The organism is Demequina gelatinilytica, from assembly GCF_000971115.1.
GTDB lineage: Bacteria > Actinomycetota > Actinomycetes > Actinomycetales > Demequinaceae > Demequina > Demequina gelatinilytica.
In genome coordinates this window covers 22,973-47,652 of the sequence record NZ_BBLV01000012.1, presented here as the reverse complement: position 1 = coordinate 47,652, position 24,680 = coordinate 22,973, and the positions used below count along the sequence as shown (strand labels likewise).

Sequence of the window (24,680 nt, the reverse complement as noted above, 5' to 3'; positions counted from 1 at the left end):
CATCGTCCCTGGTGCAGTCAGGAGCGCGCGGACTTGATCGCGCGGAACAGGCGCCGCACGCGCGGGTGCTCGAAGAGGTCGTCGAGCAGCACCGGGACGCCGTTGCCGTCCGTGACCGGCATGCACCAGTTCGGGTACTCGGTGTCCGTGCCGGGCATGTTCTGCGCGCGACGCTCGCCCACCGCATCGGTCACGGCGACACCGATGAGCAGCGCGGGGCTCGACAGCACCCACCGGTGCAGCCCCGCGATGAGGTCCTCCTCGTTGTAGTCGGAGAGGATCCAGCGGCGTTCGAGCATGACGTCGATGAAGGCCTGACGCTCACGCTCGGCCTCGGCCTGCGCGTCCTCGATCGATCCCTCGCCCAGCATCCCGAGCTCGGCGCGCAGACGCACGTGCTCGCCCGCGAGGTACGCGCCCGTGGGCGGGAGATCGTGCGTGGTGACCGCCGCGAGGGTGTCGGCTCGGTAGTCCTCGGGCAGGCGCGGCGCGCCGTCGTCGTGGCGCTCGAACCAGGCGATCGACGTGCCGAGGATGCCGCGGCCGTGCAGGTACTCGCGCACCCACGGCTCGACCGTGCCCAGGTCCTCGCCGATCACGATCGCTCCCGCGCGCTCCGCCTCGAGCGCGATGATGCCGATGAGCGCCTCGTGGTCCACGTAGACGTACACACCGTCGACCGGGATGTGGCCCTCGGGCACCCACCACTGCCGGAACATGCCGAGCACGTGGTCGATGCGGAGCGCGCCCGCGTTGCGCACGGCGGCGCGCACCAGGTCGCGGAACGGCAGATAGGCCGCGGCCTCGAGCGCGCGCGGCTGCCACGGCGGGATGGACCAGTCCTGGCCCAGCGCGTTGTAGAAGTCCGGCGGCGCCCCCATGCTCATGCCCTGGGCGAGCACGCGCTGGTACGACCACGCGTCGGCACCCTCGGGGTGGACGCCCACGGCCAGGTCGATCATCACGCCGATGCTCATGCCGGCGCGGTCCGCGGTCGCCTGCGCGCTCGCGAGCTGCTCCTCGCAGATCCACTGGAGCCACGCATGGTACAGCACGCGATCGGCATGCTCGTCGCGCCATGCGGCCACCGCGGGAGAGGACGGCGACTCGAGCTCCGCGGGCCACGGAAGGCCCTTGTGCGCCTCCGCGATCGCGCTCCAGGTCGCGAAGTCCTCGAGCGCGGCGCCCTCGCGGATGCAGAACTGCTCGAACAACGCCTCGCGGCCCGCGCTGCGCGGCGCGCGGAACACCTCCTCGAGCGCGGCGGACTTGAGGCGCCAGATCGCGTTGCGGTCCAGCTGCTCGTCCGTGTCGTTGGTGCGCTGCGGCCGCTCCGCCTCCCATGCGAGCAGCGCGCGCTGCTGCGACGGGAGGTACGCGACCTCGGGGATGTCCTCGACGCGGATGTACAGCGGGGACATGTAGCGCTTGGAGGTGGGAAGGTACGGCGAGTTGGTGATCGGCGCGACGGGCTCGGTCGCGTGCAGCGGGTTGATGAGCACGAAGTCGGCCTCGCCGCGCGCCTTGCCCAGCGCGCACAGGTCCGCGAGGTCCGCGAGGTCTCCGATCCCCCACGAGCGCGACGAGCGCAGCGAGTACAGCTGCACGGTGAGCCCCCAGGGACGATGCTCGCGCACGTGCGCAGGGACCGTCACCTCGCGGGGGGTCACCACCACGTAGCCGCGCGCGGTACGGCCCGTGGTCCGCGCCTCCACCAGGTGCCAGCCGAGCGGCAGGTCGCCGGGGATCTCGAAGGTGGCGCGCCCCATCGTCTGGTGGCCCACCTCGCGCGGCGGCACCCAGCGGTCGAGCTGCTCGGGCTCGCGCTCCTCCCCCGACTCGAGGGTCAGCGTCAGGCCGGCAGGCTCGCCGTCCACCACGTGCACGGGGATCTCGCGCGCCTCGCCCTGCGTGAGCACCGTGATCGGAGGCACCAGCCGGAGCCAGTCCTGGTCCTCGAGCGCGGTGAGCGAGCGTTCGCATGCCGCATCCGACGAGGCATCGAGCCCCATCGCCGTGAGGGCGGCGCGGATGGCCGCGGCGGAGCACTGGACCTGGGTTCCGTCGATGGCGTAGTACTCCACCGAGACCTTGCACGCGCGCGCGAGCGCGACGAGAGCCTCTGACGGAGTCTCGCGCTCGACCTCGGGCGCATCGATCACACTGCAATCCTGCCAGATGCGAGGGTGGATAGGTCGAGCGCCGCGCGCTGGTTACATTGGTCCAATGCTGCACCTGGAAACCTCCGAGCCGGAGACGTCCTCATCCGTCGACTCGTCGCTCACGGGCCCCGCGGGCGATATCGCCGACACCTGGTCGGACATCCTCAGCGGCCGCAACGGCGAGCTGGTGGGCCTGGGCGTCGCCCTGCTGATCCTGGTGATCGCATGGTTCGTGGGCCGCGCGCTCATCCAGGGCATCACCATGGGCATCGAGCGGGGCGCCCCGCTGGACCACCGCGCGCGACGCGCGCTGCGCAAGGCCAAGATGCCGGTCGCGGAGCCGCCGACCATGGAGCTGCGGCTCGAGGCCGAGCGCCGGCGCCAGCGCGCCAACACGCTCAGGCGGGTGCTCACGTCCACACTTGCGGTGATCCTGGTCGCGATCGGCGTGACCACGGCCCTGTCCGTGTTCGGCGTCCCCGTGGGGCCCATGCTCGCCTCCGCCGGTATCGCCGGTGTCGCGCTGGGCTTCGGCGCGCAGTCGCTGGTCAAGGACGTGCTGAGCGGCGTCTTCATGCTGATGGAGGACCAGTACGGAGTGGGCGACGTGGTCAACCTGGGCGAGGCGACCGGCACGGTCGAGGAGGTCGCGCTGCGCTGCACGCGGCTGCGGTCGCTCGACGGCACCGTCTGGTACGTCCCCAACGGCGAGATCACGCGCGTGGGGAACATGACGCGCCTGTGGTCGCGTGCGCTCATCGAGGTGCGCTTCGCGTACGACACCGACATCGAGGCCGCGCGCCGGGCGATGATCGACGCGGTCGAGGCCGCGCGCGGCAGCCACAAGCGCATCGCCGCCGCGATCCTGGGCGACGCGGAGGTCGCGGGCGTCGAGTCGCTCGAGTACAACGCGGTGATGCTGCGCCTGCTGGTGCAGGTCAACCCCGCGACGCAGTGGGACGTGCAGCGCGAGGTGCGCATGCACCTGCGCCGCATCCTCGCCGAGCGGGGTATCGAGCTCGCGGTGCCGGGCGACGCCATGGTGGTCGACAGCGGGCGGGGCCCACGCGCGGTGCATGACTCCGGCTCCGACGACGACCGCGATCAGCCGACCGACGACAACGGGCGGCCGCTGCCGCCCCGCAACGACGCTGACGGGGACGACGAGTGAGCGTCCCCGGCATGAACGTCGGCGCGGGCCCCACGCAGGCGGAGCACCAGAGCTTCTTCGACGCGGTGGGCGGGCATGCCACCTTCGTGGCGATCGTGCGGCGCTTCTACGAGGGCGTCGAGACGGATCCCGTGCTGAAGCCCATGTACCCGGCCGACGACATGGAGGGCGCCGTGGAGCGGCTCACCATGTTCCTCGAGCAGTACTGGGGCGGCCCGACCACCTACTCGGAGCAGCGGGGCCACCCGCGCCTGCGCATGCGTCACATGCCCTTCAAGGTGAACCCGGATGCGCGCGATCGCTGGATCTCGCACATGCGCGAGGCCGTCGCGCGGCAGGACCTCGCGCCGCTCCATGCGGTGACGCTGATGGACTACCTCGAGCGCGCCGCGCACTCGATGGTCAACTCTTTCGAACCGACCGAGGAGGTCTGATGTCCGTGACCGAGGACGTGTGGGCGGAGTCCGCCATGGCGGCGGGCCTGGCCGCGCTGACGCTGCGGCGCGAGGGCGACACGAGCTTCGAGGGCGACTCGATGCCGATGCCCGGCGGTCGGGTGTTCGGCGGCCAGGTGCTCGCGCAGGCGCTGCTCGCCGCGGGCGCGACCGTGGAGGACGACCGCTTCGCGCATTCGCTCCATGGCTACTTCCTGCGCGCGGGCGACGCCTCCAAGCCCATCCAGTTCGAGGTCGAGGTGCTGCGCGACGGACGCTCGTTCTCCGCGCGACGCACCCACGCGCTCCAGGAGGGTCGCCCCATCCTGTCGATGATCGCGTCCTTCCAGGTGGACCAGGAGGGGCCCGAGCACTCGGTCCGCATGCCCGAGGTCCCCGGCCCCGAGACGGTGCGCTCCGGCGTCGAGATCCTGGCGCCCTTCCAGGGGCACCCCACCGCGGACTTCTGGCTCACGGAGGCGCCGTTCGACGTGCGCCACGTCGAGGGCTCGCTGTTCCTCGGCCCCGACAAGCGTCCCAAGCAGTACCAGAGCGCGTGGATGCGCCTGCGCCGGCCCATCGAGGGCTCGGACCTGCTCCACCGCGCGTTCCTCGCCTTCGGCTCCGACCAGGTGATGCTCGAGCCGCTGCTGCGCCGCCACGGCGCCTCGTGGGTCACGCCCGACATCTCCTTCGCGAGCCTCGACCACGCGATGTGGTGGCACCGCCCGGCCCGCGCCGACGAGTGGCTCCTGTTCGTCCAGGACTCCCCCACCGCTCAGGGCGGCCGGGGGCTCACGGGCACCTGGATCTTCTCCGAGGACGGACGCCTGGTCGCCTCGGCGTCGCAGGAGGGCATGATCCGCCTCTAAGGAGGCGATATCTGCCAGGTACGATGCACCGGCGGCGCATCGTTCTTTGCATCTGATCAATTGTTGCATTTGTGTAACGAAGCCCGTCTCGGGTGGACAGGACACAGGTCCCGGTTGTTACGGTCCTAGGGCCGCTGCGCTTGGCAAAGATCTTTCAAGCGAGCGTCAATGACCAGCCAAAGGCCTCCTGACGCGCACCGTCCCCGGTAGACGCGTCGGAGTGTTAGTAGCGGCGCCCGAGGGGTGCTGCCCGGCGGGCCCGTGATTGCCGTCCGACGGCTGCGAGTCCCCTCGCTAGCCGAGGCCCTTGCGCACCTCTCGAGGAGCAGAAGGACCACATGAACGACGACACGATCGCCCTGCGCGCCGACGGCCTCTACAAGGTCTTCGGGCGCCACGCCGACGAGGCGGTGATCGCGCTGCACCGGGGAACGCCGCGCGACGAGCTCGGAGCCGGCACGACGGCCGCCGTCATCGACGCCTCCTTCGAGGTGAGGCGCGGAGAGATCTTCGTGGTGATGGGGCTGTCCGGCTCGGGCAAGTCGACCCTGATCCGCATGCTCAACGGCCTGCACGAGGCGACCGCCGGAACCGTCGAGGTGGGCGGCGAGTCCATCACCGACGTCTCCCCGAAGCGCCTGCGCGAGATCCGCAGGAAGCGCGTCTCGATGGTGTTCCAGCACTTCGCGCTGCTGCCCCACCGCACCGTCATCGACAACGTCGCCTACGGCCTCGAGATCCAGGGCATGCCGCTCGACCAGCGCATCGCGAAGGCACGCCAGGTCACCGAGATCGTCGGCCTCAAGGGCTGGGAGGAGAAGCACCCCTCGGAGCTCTCGGGGGGCATGCAGCAGCGCGTGGGCCTCGCCCGCGCGCTCGCAGCCGACACCGACGTGCTGCTCATGGACGAGGCCTTCTCCGCGCTCGACCCGCTGATCCGCCGCGAGATGCAGGACCAGCTGCTCGAGCTCCAGGCGGAGCTGGGCAAGACCATCATCTTCATCACGCACGACCTCAACGAGGCCATGTACATCGGCGACCGCATCGCCGTCATGCGCGACGGCCGCATCGTGCAGATCGGCTCCCCCGAGGACATCCTCACCAACCCCGCGAACGACTACGTCGAGCAGTTCGTGCAGGACGTCGACCGCACCAAGGTGCTCACCGCGGAGTCGGTCATGCGCAAGCCGCGTGCCGTCGTCCACGTGGGCGCCGGCCCCCGCGCCGCGCTGACGCTGATGCGCGACGAGCAGCTCGCCGGCGCGTACGTGGTGAACAAGGACCGCACCATCGTGGGCTGGGTCCGGGACCGCGACGTCTTCGACCTGGTGCGCCGCGGGGTGAAGGACCTCTCCACCGTGATCCAGTCCGACCACGGCGCCGTCGCGAACGACACCGCGCTCGCGGACCTCTTCATCCCGTCCCTCGAGGCGGCGCTGCCGCTCGGCGTGCTCGACTCGCGCGAGCGCCTGGTGGGCGTCATCCCCCGCGTCACGCTCCTCGCCGCGCTCGGCGGCGAGCCCGAGGCCGCCGTCCAGGCGGCGCCGCGACCCGACCCGATGCCCACCGCCGAGGTCGACCAGGTCCTGGAGGCCGCCGTCGGAGCCGGGACCCCCGAGACGAAGGAGGCCATCTGATGGAGTTCCGCATCCCCGTGGGTACCTGGATCGACAGCTTCTTCGACTGGCTCGAGGACACGTTCTCGTGGTTCTTCGAGGGCCTCCGCGAGGTCTTCATCCAGCTCTTCGACGCCGTCGCCTGGATCTTCGCCACTCCTCCGGAGCTCGTGGTGGTCGCCGTCGTCGCGATCGGCGCGCTGCTGGCGCGCGGATGGAGGTTCGCGTTGGGCTCGGCGCTCGGCCTGCTCTTCATCATCGGCGTGGACCAGTGGGACAACGCGATCGACTCGCTCGCGCTCGTGCTGGTCGCGGCGTTCCTCGCCGTGGTGCTCTCGGTGCCGCTCGGCATCTGGGCCGCGCGCAACGACACGGTCTCCAAGGTCGTGAAGCCCGTCATGGACTTCCTTCAGACGCTGCCCGCCTTCGTCTACCTCATCCCCGCGCTCGCGCTGTTCCGCGTCGGCGTGGCCCCCGGCGTGATCGCGACCATCGTGTTCGCGATGGCCCCCGGCGTGCGCCTGACCGAGCTCGGGATCCGTGGCGTCGACAAGGAGGTCGTCGAGGCCGGCCAGGCCTTCGGCGCGCACCCGCGCCGCATCCTGCGCCAGATCCAGATCCCGCTCGCGATGCCGTCGATCATGGCCGGCATCAACCAGATCATCATGCTGTCCCTGTCGATGGTCGTCATCGCCGGCTTCGTCGGCGCGGGCGGACTCGGCGGCGACGTGGTCCAGGCGGTCTCGGCCCTCAACGGCCGGCTCGGCTGGGAGGCCGGCCTGTCGGTGGTGGTCCTCGCGATCCTGCTCGACCGGTTCACCGCCTCCTTCGGCCGGGGCATGGGCCTGTACTCACGCTGGCGCAAGGCGCGCCGGGCAAGGACCGAGGCAGCCGAGCAGGCACGCTTCGATGCCGAGGAGAGCGAGGCCCCGACCGCGACCGCCGCGCCCGGCCTAGGCGTCTGACCACCACCGCACCGCCCCTCGGGCGGTGCCCCTCGACCTCGCGACCCCTCAGGGAGTCGCGTGCACCCCGCCCCGACCGATGGGCGACCGGTGCTGCTCGTCGCGGGGGGAGACACCCCTCGCTGAGAAAGGAGACATCATCATGAAGCTTCGCGCCTTCGCGCCCTTCGCCATGGCCGCCGCGGGTGGCCTGGTCCTCGCCGGCTGCTCGTCGGACGCCGAGACCACCGACGACGCCGCCACCTCGGGTACCGAGACCGCCGGCGGCGACCTCACCCTCGCCGTGTTCAACGGCTGGGACGAGTCGCTCGCGACCTCGCTCCTGTGGGAGAACATCCTCGAGGCCAAGGGCTACAACGTCGAGCTCGAGTACGCCGACCCGGCCGTCGTGTTCCAGGGCGTCGCGGACGGCGACTACGACGTGGTGACCGACGTGTGGCTGCCGCTCACCCACGCCTCCTACATCGAGGAGTTCGGCGACGACATGGAGGAGCTCGGCGCCTGGTTCGACTCCGCCGCCCTCACCGTCGCGGTCAACGCGGACGCCCCGGTCGACTCGCTCGCGGACCTCGCGGAGCACGCCGACGAGTTCGGCGGCCGCATCGTCGGCATCGAGCCCGGCGCGGGCCTCACCGCCACCGTCCAGGACGCGGTCATCCCGACCTACGGCCTGGAGGACATGGAGTTCCTCACCTCGTCGACCCCGGCGATGCTCTCGGAGCTCGACACCGCCACCTCGAACGGCGAGAACATCATCGTCACGCTGTGGGAGCCCCACTGGGCCTACGGCGCGTACGACCTCAAGAACCTCGAGGACCCCGAGGGCACGCTCGGCGAGGCCGAGAACATCGTGACCTACGGCCGCTCCGGCCTGGGCGAGGACTTCCCCGAGGTCGCGGAGTGGATGGGCGCCTTCAGCATGGACGCCGACCACCTCTACGACCTCGAGAACCAGCTCAACGGCGCCGACTCGGCCGACTACGCGGACATCGTGTCCGAGTGGGTCACCGCGAACCAGGAGTGGGTGGACTCGCTCACCGCCTGATCACCGGCACCGGAAGCGCCGGTCGCCCCCTCGCGGGCGGCCGGCGCTTCTGCGTTCCCAGCCCGCCCACCACGGAAGTGGTAGGCCTGTGTCGGGTCCCGGTGATCCGTGCGCCGCAGTGGTAGGTGGTGGTCGCTCAGCGCTTGCGGAAAACCACCGGCTCATCGAGATGAGGCGCCCACGCCTCGCGCTCGGAATCGGTCAGCCGCCGAGGGCGCTGCGTCGCGTTGTCGATGAGGACCAGCGTGGTCGCGGCCCTGGCGTACAGCACCGGGTCCTCGACGCCGGACGGCGACCACACCTCGTAGCAGATCTCGAGGCTCGCTCCCCCAAGCCTGCCGATCCACAGCTGCACGTCGAGCGGACGCCGCAGGTACGGGATCGGCGCGAGGTACTCGATCTGCTGCGCCGCGATGAGCGTGAGCGTCTCGGCGTCGGGCCCGCCGGCGATGAGCGCGGTGTGCGGGACCTCGTGCTCCTCCGCCGCCGAGCGGTCCGCCCAGAACACGCGGATGCGCGCCTCCTCGAGCAGCCGCAGCATCTCGGCGTTGTTGACATGGCCGTAGGCGTCGAGATCCGACCACCGCAGCGTGATCGGCACGTGGATGCGTGTCATGGCCCTCACGCTAGCGCGCGGGCGCGCATAGCCTGACAGGATGAAGTTCTCCGAGCCGCAGGTGATCCTCTTCGTCGCCGACTGCGAGCGCGCCGCGTCGTTCTACGGCGCGCTGGGGTTCACCGAGACCTTCCGCAGCGGGGACGATGCTCCGGTCAAGATCGAGCTGGCGCTCGGCGGCTTCATGCTCGGGCTGGCGCTGCCCGGACCCGCCGCGGAGAGCCACGGCCTGTCGCCCGTGACCGAGGGCGACCGTGCATGCCTCACCCTCTGGACGGACGATGCGGATGGCGCCTACGCGCGCGCCGTCGGGGCCGGCGGGGCGCCGCGCCGCGAGCCGCATGCGTTCCGCGACGTGCTGCGCGTGGCGTTCGTCAACGACCCCGACGGGCATCCCGTGCAGCTGGTGCAGCGGGTGGGGTGAGCCCCGGGACGACGTCGCCCCTCGCCTCGAGGGAGGCGAGGGGCGACGGTCAGCTACCGCTGCGAGGCGCGAATATCGCAGAATCGACCCTCACCCACCACTTCCGATGGGGTGAGGACGCGGGCCGCGAGATCAGTCTCGCGTGAGCTTGCGGTAGGTCACGCGGTGCGGACGCGCGGCCTCGGCGCCCAGGCGCTCGACCTTGTTGGCCTCGTAGGACTCGAAGTTGCCCTCGAACCAGAACCACTTGGCCGGGTCCTCCTCGGTGCCCTCGTACGCGAGGATGTGCGTCGCGACGCGGTCGAGGAACCAGCGGTCGTGCGAGACGACCACGGCGCAGCCGGGGAACTCGAGCAGCGCGTTCTCGAGCGAGCCGAGGGTCTCGACGTCGAGGTCGTTGGTCGGCTCGTCGAGGAGGAGCACGTTGCCGCCCTCCTTGAGCGTGAGCGCGAGGTTGAGGCGGTTGCGCTCACCACCCGAGAGGACGCCGGCGGGCTTCTGCTGGTCCGGTCCCTTGAAGCCGAACGCGCTCACATACGCGCGCGACGGCATCTCCACCTTGCCCACGTTGATGTAGTCGAGCCCGTCGGAGACGACCTCCCACAGCGACTTGTTCGGGTCGATGCCGCCACGGCTCTGGTCGACGTACGAGACCTGCACGGTCTCGCCGACCTTGAGCTCGCCGTCGTCGAGCGGCTCGAGGCCCACGATGGTCTTGAACAGCGTGGTCTTGCCGACGCCGTTGGGACCGATGACGCCCACGATGCCGTTGCGCGGCAGCGAGAACGACAGCCCGTCGATCAGCGTGCGGTCGCCGAAGCCCTTCTTGAGGTTCTTCGCCTCGATGACCACGGAGCCCAGACGCGGGCCCGGCGGGATCTGGATCTCCTCGAAGTCGAGCTTCCTGGTGCGCTCCGCCTCGGCAGCCATCTCCTCGTAACGGGCCAGGCGGGCCTTCGACTTGGTCTGGCGGCCCTTGGCGTTGGACCGCACCCACTCGAGCTCCTCCTTGAGGCGCTTGGCGAGCTTCGCGTCCTTCTTGCCCTGGACCTGGAGTCGCTCCTGCTTCTTCTCGAGGTACGTCGAGTAGTTGCCCTCGTACGGGTACAGGCGACCGCGGTCGACCTCGCAGATCCACTCCGCGACGTGGTCGAGGAAGTAGCGGTCGTGCGTCACGGCGAGCACGGCGCCGGGGTACTTGGCGAGGTGCTGCTCGAGCCACAGCACGGACTCGGCGTCGAGGTGGTTGGTGGGCTCGTCGAGCAGCAGCAGGTCGGGCTTCTCGAGCAGCAGACGGCACAGCGCGACGCGGCGGCGCTCACCACCGGAGAGCACCTTGACGTCGGCGTCGGGGGCCGGGCACCGCAGCGCGTCCATGGCCTGCTCGAGCTGCGCGTCGAGGTCCCACGCGTTGGCGTGGTCGAGCTCCTCCTGGAGCGTGCCCATCTCCGCGAGCAGGGTGTCGTAGTCCGCGTCGGGGTTCGCCATCTCCTCGGAGATCGCGTTGAAGCGCTCGAGCTTGCCGTAGATCTCGCCCACACCCTCGCGGATGTTGCCGATGACGTCCTTGTCCTCGTTCAGCGGCGGCTCCTGCATGAGGATGCCGACCGTGTACCCGGGGGTGAGGCGCGCCTCGCCGTTGGAGGGCTCCTCGATGCCCGCCATGATCTTGAGGATCGTCGACTTTCCTGCGCCGTTGGGGCCCACCACGCCGATCTTCGCGCCCGGGTAGAAGGCCATGGTGACGTCGTCGAGGATGACCTTGTCGCCGTGCGCCTTGCGCGCCTTCTGCATGGTGTAGATGAACTCTGCCACTGCTGCTCCGTCAGTTGAACCGTGCGGGCGCGCGGAGGCGCCCGGATGCCGCCCCCTAGCCTACGGGAGGACGATGCGGCGGCGGGCGCAGCGAGGGCTGCACCAGCCGCCGCCCGGCTCAGGACGCCTCGGCGAGCGCGTCCGCATCGTCGTCGAGGGGGTCGTCGAGGAGGCCGTCCGCGAGAGCGCTCGGCTGCGCATCGTCCTCCTGCTGCTCGACGTCGCCCTCACGCGAGGCGACCACGGCCTCCGCGGCCGCGCCCATGTCGTCCTCGGTGAGCGAGGCATCGCCCGTGGCGCGGGTGAACGTCGCGACGCCTCGCATGCAGTCCGGCCCCAGCGCGGTCGCATCGATGACGTGGTCGACCCGGGTGCCGTCCTTGGCCTCCCACGTGCTGGTGCGCATGCGGCCGGTGACGACGACCGGCATGCCCTTGTCGATGGAGCGCTTCACGGTGATCGCGGCACCGCGGAACGCGCGGACGGTGAACCACTCGGTCACGCCGTCCACCCAGACGGAGCGCTCGCGGTCGTAGAAGCGGGGCGTGGACGCGAGGCGGAACGACGCGATCGCGAGGTCCCCCTGCCCCTGGAACAGGCGGACGTCGGTGGCGACCCAGCCTGAGACGGTGATGGTCAGCTCGTTCATGCTCTCCTCCCTGGCGCCGCATGGTGCGGCGGATCCAGGGTGCGGGGAGCGGCCCGGCGCGCCGGGCGTCCGACTCGCGCCTCGTGGAGGCGCCCTCGCACCAGGAGAACTGTGGACATCACCCGTGCGGGCGCGGGCCACGCACGCGCCCGCGGATCAGCGGTGCTTCCCGCCGTCCTCGGCGCGCATCACGGGCGCCCAGATGTCGGCAGGCAGCGGGGCCTCGTGCTCCTCGGTCACGGGCTCCGGCTCCTCGGGTGCCACGACGGCGTCGGGACGCGCGATCGGCTCGGGCGCCGCGGCGCGCGCGATCACCGTGAGCTCGTCGAGGTTGCGGTACGCCTGATGGATGAGGCTCGTGGGGGCCACCACCGCGGGCTCGATCGCGGATCGCACCGCGTCGCGACCCAGGCGCAGCATCTCCTTGCTCACCGCCGCGCCGCGAGCGCGCCGGCGGAACAGCGGCGCGTGGTTCGCGACGGGCCACTCGACCGCCGCGAGCGCCTGGTCGATCGCGACCGTGAGCTCGTCGGCCGGCGTGACCGCCTCGTCGATGACCACGCGCCATTGCACGGGCAGCCCCTCGGACGCGGCGTCCACCCAGTCGAGCCGCTCGCGGTCGACCACCTCCAGCCGCATCGGCTCCTGGGCCGGGACCGACGAGGCCCGCCCGGCCGCCACCGCAGCGGCGGCCTCGGCACGCGCGTCGACGCCCGCAGCCGCCGCGAGCGCGGCGACCAGCTCCGCGACATCCGGAAGCTCGGGGTCGGCGTCGCGCGCGAGCGCTCGCTCGAGCGTGCGTCCGGCGTCCACGAGGTCGGCCGCGACCGCGTCGGCCGCGACGGAGCGTGCCTGGACGGCGCCCTCGAGCTCGGCGCGCAGCACGTCGACGCCCTGGCCGGTGCGCGCGCTCACGGGCATCACCGGGACCTCGTGCATGCCGTCCTCGGCGAGCAGCCGCTGCAGGTCGCGCGCGACGTCCCAGGCGTCCTCGGTGCTGAGCCTGTCCACGTGGTTGAGCACCACCAGCGACGGCTGCCCCGTGGCCGAGGCCTCGCGCAGGTAGCCCTCGTGGATCGCGTTGTCGGCGTACTTCTGAGGGTCGACGACCCACAGCAGGAGGTCCACCTGCGGCAGGATCCGGTCGACCACCTCGCGGTTGTGCACGTTGACCGAGTCGTGGTCTGGGAGGTCCAACAGGATGAGACCCGTGAGCTCGGGGTCCTCGGCGAGCGGCGCATCGTCCCGGCGCAGGCGGCTCTCGGGCGAGACGCCCAGCCAGTCGAGGAGCGCGTCGGCGCGGTCGTGGCCCCAGACCGCGGCGCTCACATGCGACGTGGTGGGCCGCGCCACCCCGGAGATCGCGAACTCGACCCCCACGATCGCGTTGAAGAGCGTCGACTTGCCCGAGCCTGTCCCGCCCGCGAGCGCGACCACGGTCCAGTCGATCCCCAGCTCGAGCCGCTCGTCGCAGCGGTCGACCGCCCGGTGCAGCTCGTCGCGGATGGGCGCGGGGATCGCCTCGCGGGCCCACTCGAGCGAGGACCGGAGGCGCTCGACGCGCTCGCGGAGCAGCTCGGTCTCGTCGCGCGGGGCGACCTCCTCGAAGCTCACGCTCACAGCAGCCCCCTGAGCTCCGCGCGCCGCAGCCGGATCTTGGCGGACGAGTCCGGCATGAGCGACGGGATGTCGGTGGGCTTCATCATGTCGAGCGACTCGCGGTTGACGCAATGGCGTCGCGCGGCGTCGAGCTCGGCGCGCGCCTCCTCGACCGCGTCGCCCACGCCCTGCGAGGTGAGGATCATGAGCGCCGTCCGCGCCTGCTCGATGCCCAGCGCGGCGCACGCCAGCGTGGTGGTGAGCCCGGGCTCACCGATCACCTGGATGCCGTGCTCGGCGCCCGGGAGCTGGAGCACGATCTCCTGGCAACGATGCGCCCAGCGGCGCGCCGCATCGGCGGCCTGGCGCTCGCGCGCCTGCCGCGCGTCGCGCGGGTCGCGGCGCTCCGCAAGCCAGGGCCCCACACCCGTCTCCGCGCGCCGCAGCGCCTCCTCCATCGCGTCAGCGACGGACGATGCGGCGAAGACCAGGCGCGACTCGACCGCCTCGAGCATGTCGCGGTAGATCGCATGCAGCACCTCGTCGCGCTGCTCCCGGGCGTGACGGCGGCGTACCCAGCGCGTGTTGCGCAGCTTGAACAGCGCACCCCCGTCGCCGGTCGCCTGCTGCCACCGGGCGGTCAGCGCGCCGGTGGGGATGGTCTCCCACCAACGGTCGCCGCCCTCCTGCGCGACCTGGGCCGCGGCGCGGCGCACCTCCGAGCGCACGTCCTTCGCGGCGGCGGACTGATCGTCCATCGCCTCGGCGAGCGTCTCGAGCCACTCCTTGAGCGACTCCGCCGCCCCGTGCAGCGTGCGCTCCACGATGGTCGTCGCGGAGGCCGCGGCGACGGAGTCGAGCCAGCGGCCGAGCCCGCCGACCACGTCGCGCGGCACGGTGGCCTGGCGGGTGGGGTCCTCGGGGATGACGAACAGCGGGAGGGTCTCGAGGTGCTCGGTCGCGAGCCGGTCGACCAGCTCTCGTCGCACCTGGGCCGCGACGTCGACCGTGACGCGGTTGAGCACGATCGCGATCGACGCGCCGCGGTCCGCTCCTCCGCGCAGCGCCTCCCACGGGACCGCGTCGCCGTAGCGCGCGGCCGTGGTGACGAAGATCCAGAGGTCGGCGGCCTCCATCATGAGATGGGCGATCTCGCGGTTCTCCCCGCTGATCGAGTCGAGGTCGGGAGAGTCGACCAGGGCGAGCCCGCGCGGCATGGCCTCGGTGGCGATCACGCGGCAGCGTTGGGCGACGTCGGTCAGCACCTGCGTGTCGAGCGGGTGGTGGAAGAGGTGCGGGACGCGGGTGGTCGGCCGGAGCACGCCGGAGGGAGTGAGCTGCTCCCCTACCAGGGCGTTCACCACCGTCGACTTGCCCGCACCCGTCGAGCCGGCGACCACCACGATCGCGGGGGACGCCTCCTCGCGCACGCGCGGGATGAGGTGGTGGTCGAGCTGGTCGAGCATGCGCTGGATGGTCTCGCGCGCCTCCTCCACCCCGGCGGTGGGCAGGGGCAGCTGCACCCCCGCGACCACGCGGCGGGTGTCGACCAGGGCATCCAGGAGGTTGCCGGGGTACGACCACGTCTTGATGGGTCGCATGCTCATGCGACGTCGCACCCTCTCCGAACCATGCGACCCAGGGTAGCGCGGGGGCATGTACCAGGCGGCACGGACGCGGCGGAGGCGCCATGGCGCGTCGCCCGCACGGGGCCCACCTGCCGCGGGCACTACCCTGGTGAGCGCGGCATCGGCCGCCTGCCCTCGTAGCTCAATGGATAGAGCAACGGCCTTCTAATCCGTAGGTTGCAGGTTCGAGTCCTGCCGGGGGCGCACAGGCGGCGAGGGCCCCTCCCCAGCGGAGGGGCCCTCGCCGGGTCGCGACCCGAGCGGGTCGCGGGCGCGCGGCGCCGTGGGCGCCGCCGACGCCTAGGCCCCGTAGTACTGCGAGGGCATGCTCGGCTTCTCCGGGGTCGCCTCCTCGACCACCTTCTCCATGACGTTGATGGAGACATGGGGCCACCTGATGAGCCCCGGCTGGCCGTCGCGCCGCGGGAAGAACTCGAGCATCACCGTCTGCGTGTAGGCCAGCAGCAGGTTGGGCGCGTCCTCCCCGTCGCCGTCGAGCTCGAGGATCCAGAAGGTCGCCTTCATGTCGGTGACGTCCGCCTGGCGCTCGACGAACGGGATGTTGTGGACGCCTGCCCGGTCGAGGGTCGTGTCGAGGAAGAGCACGGTGTTGCGCACCACATCGGTCGGCAACGCGTTGAGGAGCGCATTCGGATGGACGGGGTCGAAAAGACCCTGGAAATTGTTGTCGTGGAAATGCTTGTACGGCGCGAGATAAGCGCGTTCCAGCAATTCCTCCTCCGAGATCTCCACCCCGTCCGCCGGCGGCGGGAACGCACCGATCGGGAGCCCCGAGATGTCCTCGATGCGGGCGGGCTGATCGGTATCCAGGAATGTCCCGAGCGCGAGCGCCGAGTTCCCATGCGGGATGGACGCGAGGCGCGCGATGGAGATGCCGTCGGTGCGCGGCTCGCCCATGTGCAGGAAGAGCCCGGGCTCGTGATGGATGGCGAGCTCCGGCGCGCCCGCAAGCCCGCTCCCCGGGGAGTCGTCCGCCGCGATCTGCTCGATCATCTGCTCGTAGTCGAGCGTCACCACCAGCTGATCGGTGTTCGAGCTGTCGCCTCGGACTCCAGGCTCGCCGAGGTCGATGCCTCGGTTGGGGACCCGCTTGTCCACCAGCGAGAACTTGAGCTCCTCGTCGAACTGGTTCACCAGCAGACGGTAGTCGAGCGCGCCGCCCTCCGCCGCGAACGGCAGCGCGATCATGTTCCAGCCGCGGCCCCTGAGCCGGTCCGTGTTCTTCCATGTGCCCGGCAGGAGCTTGAACGGCCCCAGCTCCTCATCGGATGTGGTCGCGACCTCGACCACGCGCGAGTTCGCGCGGTACTTCTCGGTATAAAGGCTGTCCGTCACGGTCAGCATGACGTGCCCCTCCCCCCTTGGATGTGGCAGCAATCGCTGTCGCGCCTGCATCGATGCAGGCACAATGTCCGATTTCATCACGGAACGCATATTTCGAGAATGGCCGTTCGTGAATTCGCGCATCTACGACGGCAGATATCGGAGCCTTTGTCACGACCCTCGGGAAATGCGCCTCATGCGCATATCCCGGGTCGCCACGGCGGTGATCGTGCGCGCTGTGCCCGGACGAGCGCGACCTCGCGTCGGGGCCGGATGCACAGGGCCTCGCTAGGCTGTCCCCGTGACCATCGATCCGCGATTCGCGCGCAGCGCCGAGGCGCTGGCCGACGCCGTGCTCACGCTCGCCGCCGAGCGCCCGATCGAGCGAGTCGCTGTCACCGAGATCGCGCGCATGGCCGGTGTCACCCGTGCGACGTTCTACAACCACGCCACGTCGCCGGCCGCGCTCCTCACCGCCGTGCTGGTGCGCGACCTCGACGAGATCCGCGAGGAGTTCTTCGCTGGTGTGGACCGCGATCCTCAGGACATCGAGGGGATCTGGCGCGCGTCCGAGATGGTGCTGGTCGAGCACGTGATGTCGCACGCCGACGTCTATCGGCGCGGGCTCGCTCATGCCGCGGGCGAGCACGGCTCGGTCCTGACCGAGCTTCTCGCGGGGCACGTCGAGGCGAGCCTCCTCACGTTCGCGCGGGACCATGGCATCGCGGTCGACCTGGGCGACGGACCGCGCTTCGCGATGGCCGCGGCCTTCGTGGGCCAAGGCACCGCGGGGGCCCTGCGGGTGTGGCTCGACAGCCCCGGACCGCTCGATCCCCAGGTCGCCGTCGACACGATCCTGTCGCTGATCCCGCCGCTCTGGTTCGCGGTCGCGCGCGCCTGAGGGAAGGTGCGCGGAATCGGGCGGGACCTTCGGATGTTCTCGCCCCCACGGCGCTCCGCCACCATGGAGCGCCATCCCATCGCTGAAGGAGCTCCATGACGTCCGCCCTGTTCTCGCCCCTGCCGCTGCGCGCGATCGAGGCGCGCAACCGGCTCTGGGTCAGCCCCCTGTGCCAGTACTCGTGCGAGGACCAGGACGGGGTGCCGAACGACTGGCACCTGGTGCACCTGGGCTCGTTCGCCCGAGGCGGCGCGGGGCTCGTGATGGCGGAGGCCACCGCGGTGCTGCCCGAGGGGCGGATCTCGCCGTGGGACACGGGGATCTGGGACGACGCGCAGCGTGACGCCTGGGCGCGCATCGTGGACTTCATCCACGGCCAGGGCGCGCTCGCCGCGATCCAGCTCGCGCATGCCGGCCGCAAGGCCTCGACCCACCGGGAGTGGAGCGGCACGGGCACCGTGCCGGCCGAGGAGGGCGGATGGCCCACCGTCGCGCCGTCGGCGGTGGCGTTCCCCGGCTACGCGGAGCCCAGCGCGCTCGACGAGGACGGCATCGACGCCGTGATCGAGGCGTTCGCGGAGGCGGCGCGCCGCTCGCTCGATGCCGGCTTCGACGTGCTCGAGGTCCATGCCGCGCACGGCTACCTGATCCACCAGTTCCTGTCCCCTGTGTCGAACCAGCGCGACGACCGTTGGGGCGGAAGCCTCGTCGGGCGCGCGCGGCTGCTGCTGCACGTGGTGCGCCGCGTCCGCGCCGTCGCGGGCGAGGACGTGCCGGTGCTGGTCCGCGTGTCCGCGACGGACTGGCTCGAGCCCGAGGGCTGGACGCTCGACGACACGGTGACCATCGCGCAGTGGCTGCGCGAGGCAGGGGCGGACCTGGTCGACACCTCGACCGGCGGGCTCGTCCCTGGCGCGGTCATCCCCGTCGCGCCGGGCTACCAGGTTCCCCACGCGGCCGCGATCCGCGAGCGCTCCGGCATCGCAGCGACGGCCGTCGGGCAGATCGTCGACGCGCACCAGGCCGAGCGGATCGTCGCCTCGGGACAGGCCGATGCGGTGTTCGTGGGCCGCGAGTTCATGCGCGACCCCCACTTCCCGCTGCGTGCGGCGCATGAGCTGGGCGTGGAGATCGGCTACTGGCCGCCGCAGTACACGCGCGCCTCGTGGACCTCGCGGCCCACGCTCACGGCCGACGAGGACTGAGCGCTACGGCGCAGCGACGGCGCGCGTCGAGCCGCGCACCACGAGCCGCGTGGGCAGGGGCGTGTCGGAGGTCTCGCCGTCGTGCTCCTCGAGCGCGACCAGCACCTTCTGCATGATCTGCCGACCGAGCGCCTCGAAGTCCTGGCGCACGGTGGTGAGCGGCGGATAGAGGTAGCCCGCCTCGGGGATGTCGTCGAAGCCCACCACGCCGACGTCCTCGGGGACCCGCAGGCCCCGCTGGCGCAGCGCGGACAGGAGCCCGATCGCCATCTGGTCGTTGCCCACGAACACCGCGTCGCCCGAAGCGACGTCGAGCTCGAGACCCAGGCGGTGCCCGCTCGCGGCGGTCCAGTCCCCATGGACCGGCTCGACCACCTCGAAGCGGTGCGCCGCGAGCTCGTCGCGCCAGCCGCGCATGCGCTCCGTCGCGTCGGGCGCCTGCGCCGGACCTGCGAGGTGGAGGATCCGCTCATGCCCCAGGTCCGCGAGGTGCTGCACGGCCGAGCGGGCGCCACGGTACTGGTCGATCGCGACGATGCGCGGGTCGCGGCGCGCGGTCGAGGCCGCCGCGACCACGGGGATCGCGAGGTCGAGCCCGCGCACCACCTCGAGCGCTCCGGAGTACGCCACCACCACGACGATCGCGTCCACGCGCTGCCGCAGGAGGCCCTCGACCGCCGCCCGTACGGCCGCCGGCTCGCTGTCGACGGTGCTCACCGCGTCGACGGAGTAGCGCGCCGCACGCGCCGCCAGGTTGAAGTGCATCGCGATCGACGACGGCCCGAAGTCCACGGCGCTCGGGGTGATGAGCCCGATGGTCCGGGTCCTCCGGGTCACGAGCGCACGGGCGGCGGGGGAAGGGCTGTAGTCGAGCTGCGCGATCGCCTTCTCGACGCGCTCCTTGGTCGCGGGACGGACGTTGGGCATCCCGTTGAGGACACGCGACACGGTCTGGTGGGAGACGCCTGCGAGGCGGGCGACGTCGAAGATGTTCGCCGCCTTCGCGCTTCCCTGCTTCGCCACGTCAGTCCTCGCCCTCGGTCGGCTGCGCGACGAGCGCGAGCAGCGAGTCGGTGGTGAGGTCCGCCGCCGCGACCGTCTCGACGATGTGGCCGTCGCGCATGACGGCGACCCGGTCCCCGACGCGCAGCACCTCCTCGAGCTCCGCGGAGATGAAGACCACCGACATCCCGTTGTCGGCGAGCTCGCTCACCAGGTTCTGGATCTCGACCTTCGCGCCCACGTCGATGCCGCGCGTCGGCTCGTCGAGCACCAGCACACGCGGCGACAGCGCCAGCAGGCGTGCGAGCAGGACCTTCTGCTGATTGCCCCCGGACAGGGTCCCGACCGGCCGGTCGAGGTCGGGTGGCCTGATGTCGAGCGCATCGACCCAGCTCGCCGCGAGCTCGCGGCGCCGCGCGGGCGGGATGCGGCGGAACACGCCGCGCTCGGACTGGAGCGCGAGCGTGATGTTGTCCACGACGCTGAGCTCGGCCACGATGCCGTCGCGCCTGCGGTTCTCCGACGAGTACACGACGCCGAGCGAGATCGCATGGCGTGGCGAGTCGAGCCGGGCGTCGGCGCTCTCGATGCGGATCACCCCTGCCTCGAGATGGGCGACACCGGTGAGCGCGTGCGCGAGCGACGTCCTGCCCGAGCCGAGCAGGCCAGCGATGCCCAGCACCTCGCCCTCGGCGAGGTCGACGTCCGCATCGGCGACCCCGTGCGCCACCGACACCCCCCGCGCCCGCAGGACGGCAGCCGCCCCGTCGACCGCATCGTCCTCGTGCACACGGCCACGCGCGCGCACCTCGCCGATCTCACGCCCGAGCATCTTCTGGACCAGGTCGATGCGCAGCAGCTCGCCCGTGAGGTACTCCCCCACGAGCTCGCCGTCGCGCAGCACGGTGATGCGGTCCGCGAGCTCGTAGACCTGATCCAGGAAGTGCGACACGAAGAGGATGGCGACGCCGCGCGCCTTGAGCTCGCGGATCACGCGGAAGAGCTCGGCGACCTCGTCGAGGTCGAGGCTCGACGTGGGCTCGTCGAGCACGAGCACGCGCACGTCCGCCGAGATCGCGCGAGCGATCGCGACGAGCTGCTGCACCGCGACCGAGTGCGTGCCCAGGAGCGAGGCGGGGTCGAGAGCGAGACCCAGATCCTCGAGCACGGCCGCTGCGTGCTCGCGCATGAGGCGCCGGGAGACCACGCCGCCGCGCCGCGGCTCGCGCCCCAGGAAGACGTTCTCCGCCACGGACAGGTTCGGCAGGAGCTCGATCTCCTGGTAGACGGTGCTGATGCCGGCAGCCTGGGCCTGGTGCGGCGTGGCGAAGGCGACCGGCTCGCCGCCGAGGCGCAGCTCGCCCTCGTCCATCGCGAGCGCGCCCGTGATCGCCTTGATCAGCGTCGACTTCCCCGCGCCGTTCTCCCCCATGAGCGAGTGCACCTCGCCCGGGTACAGCCGGAAGTCCACGTGATCCAGCGCAGCATCCGCACCGAAGCGCACCGTCGCGCCGGTGAGCTCGAGCAAAGGCCGCACCTCGTCCACGCGCCCATTATCGGGGCGAGGACGAGGTGCGGCGTGCAACGTGGCTGGAAGAGGGCTAACGTCGACCCTCCGCACGTGCCACGATCGCGCGCTGGACCACGATGAACAGCAGCAGCAGCGAGCCCACGATGATCTGCATCCACGCCTGCTCGGCACCCATGAAGTTGATGATCGTCTTGATGGTGCCGTACACGAACACGCCGATCATCGACCCGAGCACGTAGCCGCGGCCGCCTGTCAGGAGCGTGCCGCCGATGACCACCGCCGCGATCGCGTCGAGCTCGGTGCCGATGCCGTTGCGCGGATAGCCCGCGTTCGAGTAGGCGGTGAGCAGCAGTCCGGCGAGGCCCGCGCACGTGCCCGAGATCACGTAGGCCGCGACCTTGGTGCGCCCCACCTTGAGACCCATGAGCCGAGCGGACTGCTCGGACCCGCCGATCGCGTAGATGGTGCGCCCGAACCGGGTGAGGTGGAGCACGAACGCCGCGATCGCGACGGTCACGAGCGCGATGATGCCCGTCGGGGTGATGACCCAGTCGCCCAGCTTCATGCGGGTCGACTGGAGCCACACGACGGCAGGCTCCTCGACCTTGATGGAGTTCAGGCTCACGATGAAGGCTAGCCCGCGTCCCAGGAACAGGCCCGCGAGCGAGGCGATGAACGGTTGGACCCCGAAGTACTGCACCAGGATCCCGATGAAGAGCCCGATCACGGCCCCGCCGAGCAGCATGGCCGGCACCGCGATCCAGACGGGGGATCCGTCCGCGAGGAGCTTCGCCCCGAGCATCCCGGTGAAGGCCATGACCGACCCGACCGAGAGGTCGATGCCGCCCGTGAGGATCACGAACGTCATCCCGACCGCGAGCACCAGCAGGTACGCGTAGTTGATCAGCAGGTTCGAGATGGTGAGCGGCTTGATGAAGTCGCCACGCAGGAAGATCTCGCCGCCGATGAACAGGAGGACAAGGATGGCCACCGCCGCGAAGGTCGGCATCATGCCGCCGTGGCGGCTCAGGAAGGTCTGCACCACCGAGGGTCGCCCCTCGCTCGGGCGGCTCGTGGGCCGCGCCGTCGTCATCGCGGCCATCACGCCACCTCCACCTTGTCGTCGTTGCGAGCGGCGTCGTTGCGCGCATCGGCCCCGCGAGATCGCAGCCTGCCGCTCAGCGATGCCAGGCCCTCCCTCATGCGCGGCGACTGCACCACCACCACGAGCGCGACCACGAAGCCGAAGAACACCGGGCTCTGCGCGGACGAGACGCCCAGGAACAGGATCGAGGACTCGAGGGTCTGGATGATGAGCACGCCGACCACCGTGCCGGCGATCGAGAACTTGCCGCCATTGAGCGAGGTCCCGCCCAGCACCACCGCGAGGATCGCGTAGAGCTCGATGAACACGCCCGCCGCGTTCGCGTCGGCCGCCCTGATGTTCGAGGCGTAGATGAGCCCCGCGACGCCGGCCAGCACGCCGCTCACCATGTACGCGCCCCAGATGATGCTGCGCGACCGCACGCCCGCGAGGCGGCTCGCCTCGGGGTTGATGCCGACCGCCTCGGTGAGCACCCCGAGAGCGGTGCGCCGCTCCACGAGCGACATCGCGACGATCGCGACGACGCCGATGAGGAACGCGAACGGAAGGGCCAGCAGGTAGCCCGATGCGATGAACGCGAACGGCTCGGAGTTGACCGTGGTGATGAAGCCGCCCGTGATGAGCAGGGCGACGCCGCGGCCGGCGAGCATGAGCACGAGCGTCGCGATGATCGGTTGGATCCCGACCACAGAGACCAGGAAGCCGTTCCAGGCGCCCAGGACCAGCGACACGAGCACCGCGACGATGCACGCGACCAGCACGGTGCCGAGGTTCCCCGGGTCGCCCGAGCCGTCGATGATGGTGAGGGCGACCGCTCCCGACACCGCCATCGTGGCGCCCACCGACAGGTCGATGCCGCGCGTCGCGATGACGATGGTCATGCCGAGCGCGACGAGCATGAGCGGCGCGGACTCGCGCAGGATGCTGATGAGCGGGCCGTAGAGCTCGCCGTCGCGCATGGTGATCTTGATGAACTGCGGCCTCGCGATCGCGTTGATCGCGATGAGCGTGACCAGCGAGACGATCGGCCAGAAGAGCCGATGCTTGTAGACGGCGGTCATGCCGCGCTCCCCTCACCCGCGTTGGCGATGTAGTCGATCAGGCCGTCGAGGTCGGTGGTCGCCGCCTCGAGCTCGCCGATCTTCTTGCGGTCCCTGAGTACCACGACGCGCTGCGCCATGCGCAGCACCTCCTCGAGCTCGGACGAGATGAAGATCACGGAGAGGCCCTGGGCGGACAGCTCCGCGACCTTGCGCTGGATGTCGGCCTTCGCCCCCACGTCGATGCCGCGTGTGGGCTCGTCGAGCACCAGGAGCTCGGGCGCGGTCGCAAGCCACCGCGCCAGCAGCACCTTCTGCTGGTTGCCGCCCGAGAGGTTGCCCACGAGCGCGTTCGGGTTCGCCGGCCGCACCCCCAGCGCGTCGATGTACTCCTGCACCACCGCGTCCTGGTCCTTCTTGGGGATCTTGCGCAGCCAGCCCTGGCGCGCCTGCATCCCGAGCACGATGTTCTCCGCGACGGTCAGGTCCGCGACCACGCCCTCCTCGCGGCGGTTCTCCGAGGACAGCGAGATGCGGTGCTCGATCGCGTGGCGCGGCTGATGCAGGCGCACGTGCTCGCCGTGCACCTCCACCGTGCCCTCGTCGGCGCGGTCGGCGCCGTAGAGCAGGCGGACCAGCTCGGTGCGCCCCGACCCGAGCAGGCCCGCGATGCCCACGACCTCGCCCTCGAAGACCTCGAGGTCTGCGGGCTCGAGCACGCCACGCTTGCCCAGGCCCGTCGCCCGGACCACGGGCGTGCCGCTGCGATCGATCTCGCGGTGCGACGAGCTCGCGATCGAGGCCAGATCCTCGAGCTCGCGCCCGATCATCTTGGTGACCAGCGCGTCGCGCGGGAGCTCCGCGATCGGGTGCTCGCCCACCAGGGCACCGTTGCGCAGCACCGTGATGCGGTCGGAGATCTCGTAGACCTGGTCGAGGAAGTGGGAGACGAACAGGATCGCGACGCCCTTGTCGCGCAGGTCGCGCATGATGCCGAAGAGCTGCTCGACCTCTCCCCGGTCCAGGCTCGACGTCGGCTCGTCGAGGATGAGCACCTTCGCGTCGAGCACCATCGCGCGGCTGATCGCGACCAGCTGCTGGATGGCGATCGAGTGGCTCGCGAGGATCGACCGCGTGTCGAGCGTGAGACCCAGGCTGGCGAGGTGGCGGGCCGCCTCGGAGTGCGTGGTCTTCCAGTCGATGCCGGTGCCGCGCCGCTTCTCGTGGCCCAGCATGACGTTCTCGCCGACGCTGAGGTTCGCGCAGAGGTTGACCTCCTGGTACACCGTCGAGATGCCGGCGTCCTGCGCATCGGCCGCGGTGGAGAAGGTCTGCCGCTTGCCGGCCACGGCGATCGACCCCGAGTCGATCGCGTAGACGCCGGTGAGGGCCTTGATGAGGGTCGACTTCCCCGCGCCGTTCTCGCCCATGAGCGAGTGGATCTCGCCGGGCCGCAGCGTGAAGTCGACGTTGTCCAGGGCGAGCACGCCGGGGAACCTGATGGTGATCCCGCGCATCTCGACGATCGGTGGGACGTCGGTGTCCGCATTCATGTG

21 protein-coding genes and 1 tRNA gene are annotated in these 24,680 nt (G+C 71.0%); 10 read left to right on the top strand and 12 right to left on the bottom strand.

The features are described from left to right. Positions 1-17: 17 nt before the first annotated feature. Entirely contained in the window at positions 18-2,162 is a 2,145-nt protein-coding gene (gene malQ, locus AOM00_RS11060) for a 4-alpha-glucanotransferase (RefSeq protein WP_062517836.1), read from the bottom strand. 64 nt (positions 2,163-2,226) lie between these two features. Here malQ and AOM00_RS11055 point away from each other — a divergent pair, with 64 nt between their 5' ends. From AOM00_RS11055 to AOM00_RS11030, 6 genes are all read left to right on the top strand, one after another. Continuing rightward, positions 2,227-3,333 (top strand): mechanosensitive ion channel family protein, encoded by a 1,107-nt coding sequence (locus tag AOM00_RS11055; protein ID WP_062517835.1) that lies wholly within the window; start codon positions 2,227-2,229, stop codon positions 3,331-3,333. 11 nt (positions 3,334-3,344) lie between these two features. Further along, positions 3,345-3,767: a globin gene (locus AOM00_RS11050; protein WP_062517834.1), complete on the top strand. Its 423-nt coding sequence runs from the start codon at positions 3,345-3,347 to the stop codon at positions 3,765-3,767. Next, positions 3,767-4,639, top strand: coding sequence for an acyl-CoA thioesterase (locus AOM00_RS11045; RefSeq protein WP_062517833.1), 873 nt, complete (start codon positions 3,767-3,769; stop codon positions 4,637-4,639). The genes AOM00_RS11050 and AOM00_RS11045 overlap by 1 nt, the downstream gene beginning before the upstream one ends. A gap of 338 nt (positions 4,640-4,977) precedes the next feature. Then, complete coding sequence (locus AOM00_RS11040; protein WP_062517832.1) at positions 4,978-6,276, top strand: quaternary amine ABC transporter ATP-binding protein; 1,299 nt, start codon at positions 4,978-4,980, stop codon at positions 6,274-6,276. Continuing rightward, complete coding sequence (locus AOM00_RS11035) at positions 6,276-7,220, top strand: ABC transporter permease (protein ID WP_174442341.1); 945 nt, start codon at positions 6,276-6,278, stop codon at positions 7,218-7,220. Before AOM00_RS11040 ends, AOM00_RS11035 begins: the two co-directional genes overlap by 1 nt. Positions 7,221-7,362: 142 nt before the next feature. Then, positions 7,363-8,265, top strand: a complete 903-nt coding sequence (locus AOM00_RS11030) for a glycine betaine ABC transporter substrate-binding protein (protein WP_082096942.1) — start codon at positions 7,363-7,365, stop codon at positions 8,263-8,265. A 136-nt stretch (positions 8,266-8,401) separates the two neighbouring features. On the opposite strand, the gene AOM00_RS11025 is transcribed toward AOM00_RS11030, so the two are convergent. Then, positions 8,402-8,881, bottom strand: a complete 480-nt coding sequence (locus AOM00_RS11025; protein ID WP_062517830.1) for an acyl-CoA thioesterase — start codon at positions 8,879-8,881, stop codon at positions 8,402-8,404. Positions 8,882-8,921: 40 nt separating this feature from the next. On the opposite strand from AOM00_RS11025, the gene AOM00_RS11020 reads away from it, so the two are divergent. Next, a complete protein-coding gene (locus AOM00_RS11020; RefSeq protein WP_062517829.1) occupies positions 8,922-9,305 on the top strand; it encodes a VOC family protein in 384 nt (127 codons plus the stop codon). 132 nt (positions 9,306-9,437) lie between these two features. Here AOM00_RS11020 and ettA read toward each other — a convergent pair whose 3' ends face one another. The 4 genes from ettA to AOM00_RS11000 all read right to left on the bottom strand — a co-directional run bounded on the left by ettA (position 9,438) and on the right by AOM00_RS11000 (position 14,975). Further along, complete coding sequence (ettA, locus tag AOM00_RS11015) at positions 9,438-11,120, bottom strand: energy-dependent translational throttle protein EttA (RefSeq protein ID WP_062517828.1); 1,683 nt, start codon at positions 11,118-11,120, stop codon at positions 9,438-9,440. 118 nt (positions 11,121-11,238) lie between these two features. After that, a complete protein-coding gene (locus AOM00_RS11010; RefSeq protein WP_062517827.1) occupies positions 11,239-11,769 on the bottom strand; it encodes a single-stranded DNA-binding protein in 531 nt (176 codons plus the stop codon). Between the two features lie 156 nt (positions 11,770-11,925). Continuing rightward, on the bottom strand, positions 11,926-13,389 hold the full coding sequence (locus tag AOM00_RS11005; RefSeq protein WP_169746843.1) for a GTPase: 1,464 nt from the start codon (positions 13,387-13,389) through the stop codon (positions 11,926-11,928). Continuing rightward, positions 13,386-14,975: a dynamin family protein gene (locus AOM00_RS11000; RefSeq protein ID WP_062517825.1), complete on the bottom strand. Its 1,590-nt coding sequence runs from the start codon at positions 14,973-14,975 to the stop codon at positions 13,386-13,388. The genes AOM00_RS11005 and AOM00_RS11000 overlap by 4 nt, the downstream gene beginning before the upstream one ends. Positions 14,976-15,127: 152 nt before the next feature. Between AOM00_RS11000 and AOM00_RS10995 the strand changes: the two genes are divergently transcribed. Further along, a tRNA-Arg gene (locus tag AOM00_RS10995) sits at positions 15,128-15,200 on the top strand. Between the two features lie 96 nt (positions 15,201-15,296). Here the strand turns inward: AOM00_RS10995 and AOM00_RS10990 are convergent. Then, positions 15,297-16,361 (bottom strand): heme-binding protein, encoded by a 1,065-nt coding sequence (locus tag AOM00_RS10990; protein WP_062517824.1) that lies wholly within the window; start codon positions 16,359-16,361, stop codon positions 15,297-15,299. A 280-nt stretch (positions 16,362-16,641) separates the two neighbouring features. On the opposite strand from AOM00_RS10990, the gene AOM00_RS10985 reads away from it, so the two are divergent. Both AOM00_RS10985 and AOM00_RS10980 read left to right on the top strand, forming a co-directional pair. Beyond that, entirely contained in the window at positions 16,642-17,241 is a 600-nt protein-coding gene (locus tag AOM00_RS10985; RefSeq protein WP_062517823.1) for a TetR/AcrR family transcriptional regulator, read from the top strand. Between the two features lie 95 nt (positions 17,242-17,336). Next, complete coding sequence (locus AOM00_RS10980) at positions 17,337-18,446, top strand: NADH:flavin oxidoreductase/NADH oxidase (protein ID WP_062517822.1); 1,110 nt, start codon at positions 17,337-17,339, stop codon at positions 18,444-18,446. Between the two features lie 3 nt (positions 18,447-18,449). On the opposite strand, the gene AOM00_RS10975 is transcribed toward AOM00_RS10980, so the two are convergent. The 5 genes from AOM00_RS10975 to AOM00_RS10955 are packed head-to-tail and all read right to left on the bottom strand — an operon-like array spanning position 18,450 to position 24,677. Beyond that, positions 18,450-19,469, bottom strand: coding sequence for a LacI family DNA-binding transcriptional regulator (locus tag AOM00_RS10975; RefSeq protein WP_062517821.1), 1,020 nt, complete (start codon positions 19,467-19,469; stop codon positions 18,450-18,452). A 1-nt stretch (position 19,470) separates the two neighbouring features. Next, on the bottom strand, positions 19,471-20,994 hold the full coding sequence (locus tag AOM00_RS10970; protein WP_062517820.1) for a sugar ABC transporter ATP-binding protein: 1,524 nt from the start codon (positions 20,992-20,994) through the stop codon (positions 19,471-19,473). 55 nt (positions 20,995-21,049) lie between these two features. Then, positions 21,050-22,081 (bottom strand): ABC transporter permease subunit, encoded by a 1,032-nt coding sequence (locus AOM00_RS10965; protein ID WP_228373480.1) that lies wholly within the window; start codon positions 22,079-22,081, stop codon positions 21,050-21,052. Continuing rightward, positions 22,081-23,145: an ABC transporter permease gene (locus tag AOM00_RS10960; protein ID WP_062517819.1), complete on the bottom strand. Its 1,065-nt coding sequence runs from the start codon at positions 23,143-23,145 to the stop codon at positions 22,081-22,083. The genes AOM00_RS10965 and AOM00_RS10960 overlap by 1 nt, the downstream gene beginning before the upstream one ends. Next, positions 23,142-24,677, bottom strand: a complete 1,536-nt coding sequence (locus AOM00_RS10955) for a sugar ABC transporter ATP-binding protein (protein WP_062517818.1) — start codon at positions 24,675-24,677, stop codon at positions 23,142-23,144. The genes AOM00_RS10960 and AOM00_RS10955 overlap by 4 nt, the downstream gene beginning before the upstream one ends. Between the last annotated feature and the right edge of the window lie 3 nt (positions 24,678-24,680).

Excerpts from the sequence above, each read along its gene's own strand:
- AOM00_RS11055 (WP_062517835.1), top strand. The coding sequence starts at position 2,227 with ATGCTGCACCTGGAAACCTCCGAGCCGGAGACGTCCTCATCCGTCGAC.
- AOM00_RS11050 (WP_062517834.1), top strand. The coding sequence starts at position 3,345 with ATGAACGTCGGCGCGGGCCCCACGCAGGCGGAGCACCAGAGCTTCTTC.
- AOM00_RS11045 (WP_062517833.1), top strand. The coding sequence starts at position 3,767 with ATGTCCGTGACCGAGGACGTGTGGGCGGAGTCCGCCATGGCGGCGGGC.
- AOM00_RS11040 (WP_062517832.1), top strand. The coding sequence starts at position 4,978 with ATGAACGACGACACGATCGCCCTGCGCGCCGACGGCCTCTACAAGGTC.
- AOM00_RS11035 (WP_174442341.1), top strand. The coding sequence starts at position 6,276 with ATGGAGTTCCGCATCCCCGTGGGTACCTGGATCGACAGCTTCTTCGAC.
- AOM00_RS11030 (WP_082096942.1), top strand. The coding sequence starts at position 7,363 with ATGAAGCTTCGCGCCTTCGCGCCCTTCGCCATGGCCGCCGCGGGTGGC.
- AOM00_RS11025 (WP_062517830.1), bottom strand. The coding sequence starts at position 8,881 with ATGACACGCATCCACGTGCCGATCACGCTGCGGTGGTCGGATCTCGAC.
- AOM00_RS11020 (WP_062517829.1), top strand. The coding sequence starts at position 8,922 with ATGAAGTTCTCCGAGCCGCAGGTGATCCTCTTCGTCGCCGACTGCGAG.
- AOM00_RS11010 (WP_062517827.1), bottom strand. The coding sequence starts at position 11,769 with ATGAACGAGCTGACCATCACCGTCTCAGGCTGGGTCGCCACCGACGTC.
- AOM00_RS11000 (WP_062517825.1), bottom strand. The coding sequence starts at position 14,975 with ATGAGCATGCGACCCATCAAGACGTGGTCGTACCCCGGCAACCTCCTG.
- AOM00_RS10990 (WP_062517824.1), bottom strand. The coding sequence starts at position 16,361 with ATGCTGACCGTGACGGACAGCCTTTATACCGAGAAGTACCGCGCGAAC.
- AOM00_RS10980 (WP_062517822.1), top strand. The coding sequence starts at position 17,337 with ATGACGTCCGCCCTGTTCTCGCCCCTGCCGCTGCGCGCGATCGAGGCG.
- AOM00_RS10965 (WP_228373480.1), bottom strand. The coding sequence starts at position 22,081 with ATGGCCGCGATGACGACGGCGCGGCCCACGAGCCGCCCGAGCGAGGGG.
- AOM00_RS10960 (WP_062517819.1), bottom strand. The coding sequence starts at position 23,145 with ATGACCGCCGTCTACAAGCATCGGCTCTTCTGGCCGATCGTCTCGCTG.
- AOM00_RS10955 (WP_062517818.1), bottom strand. The coding sequence starts at position 24,677 with ATGAATGCGGACACCGACGTCCCACCGATCGTCGAGATGCGCGGGATC.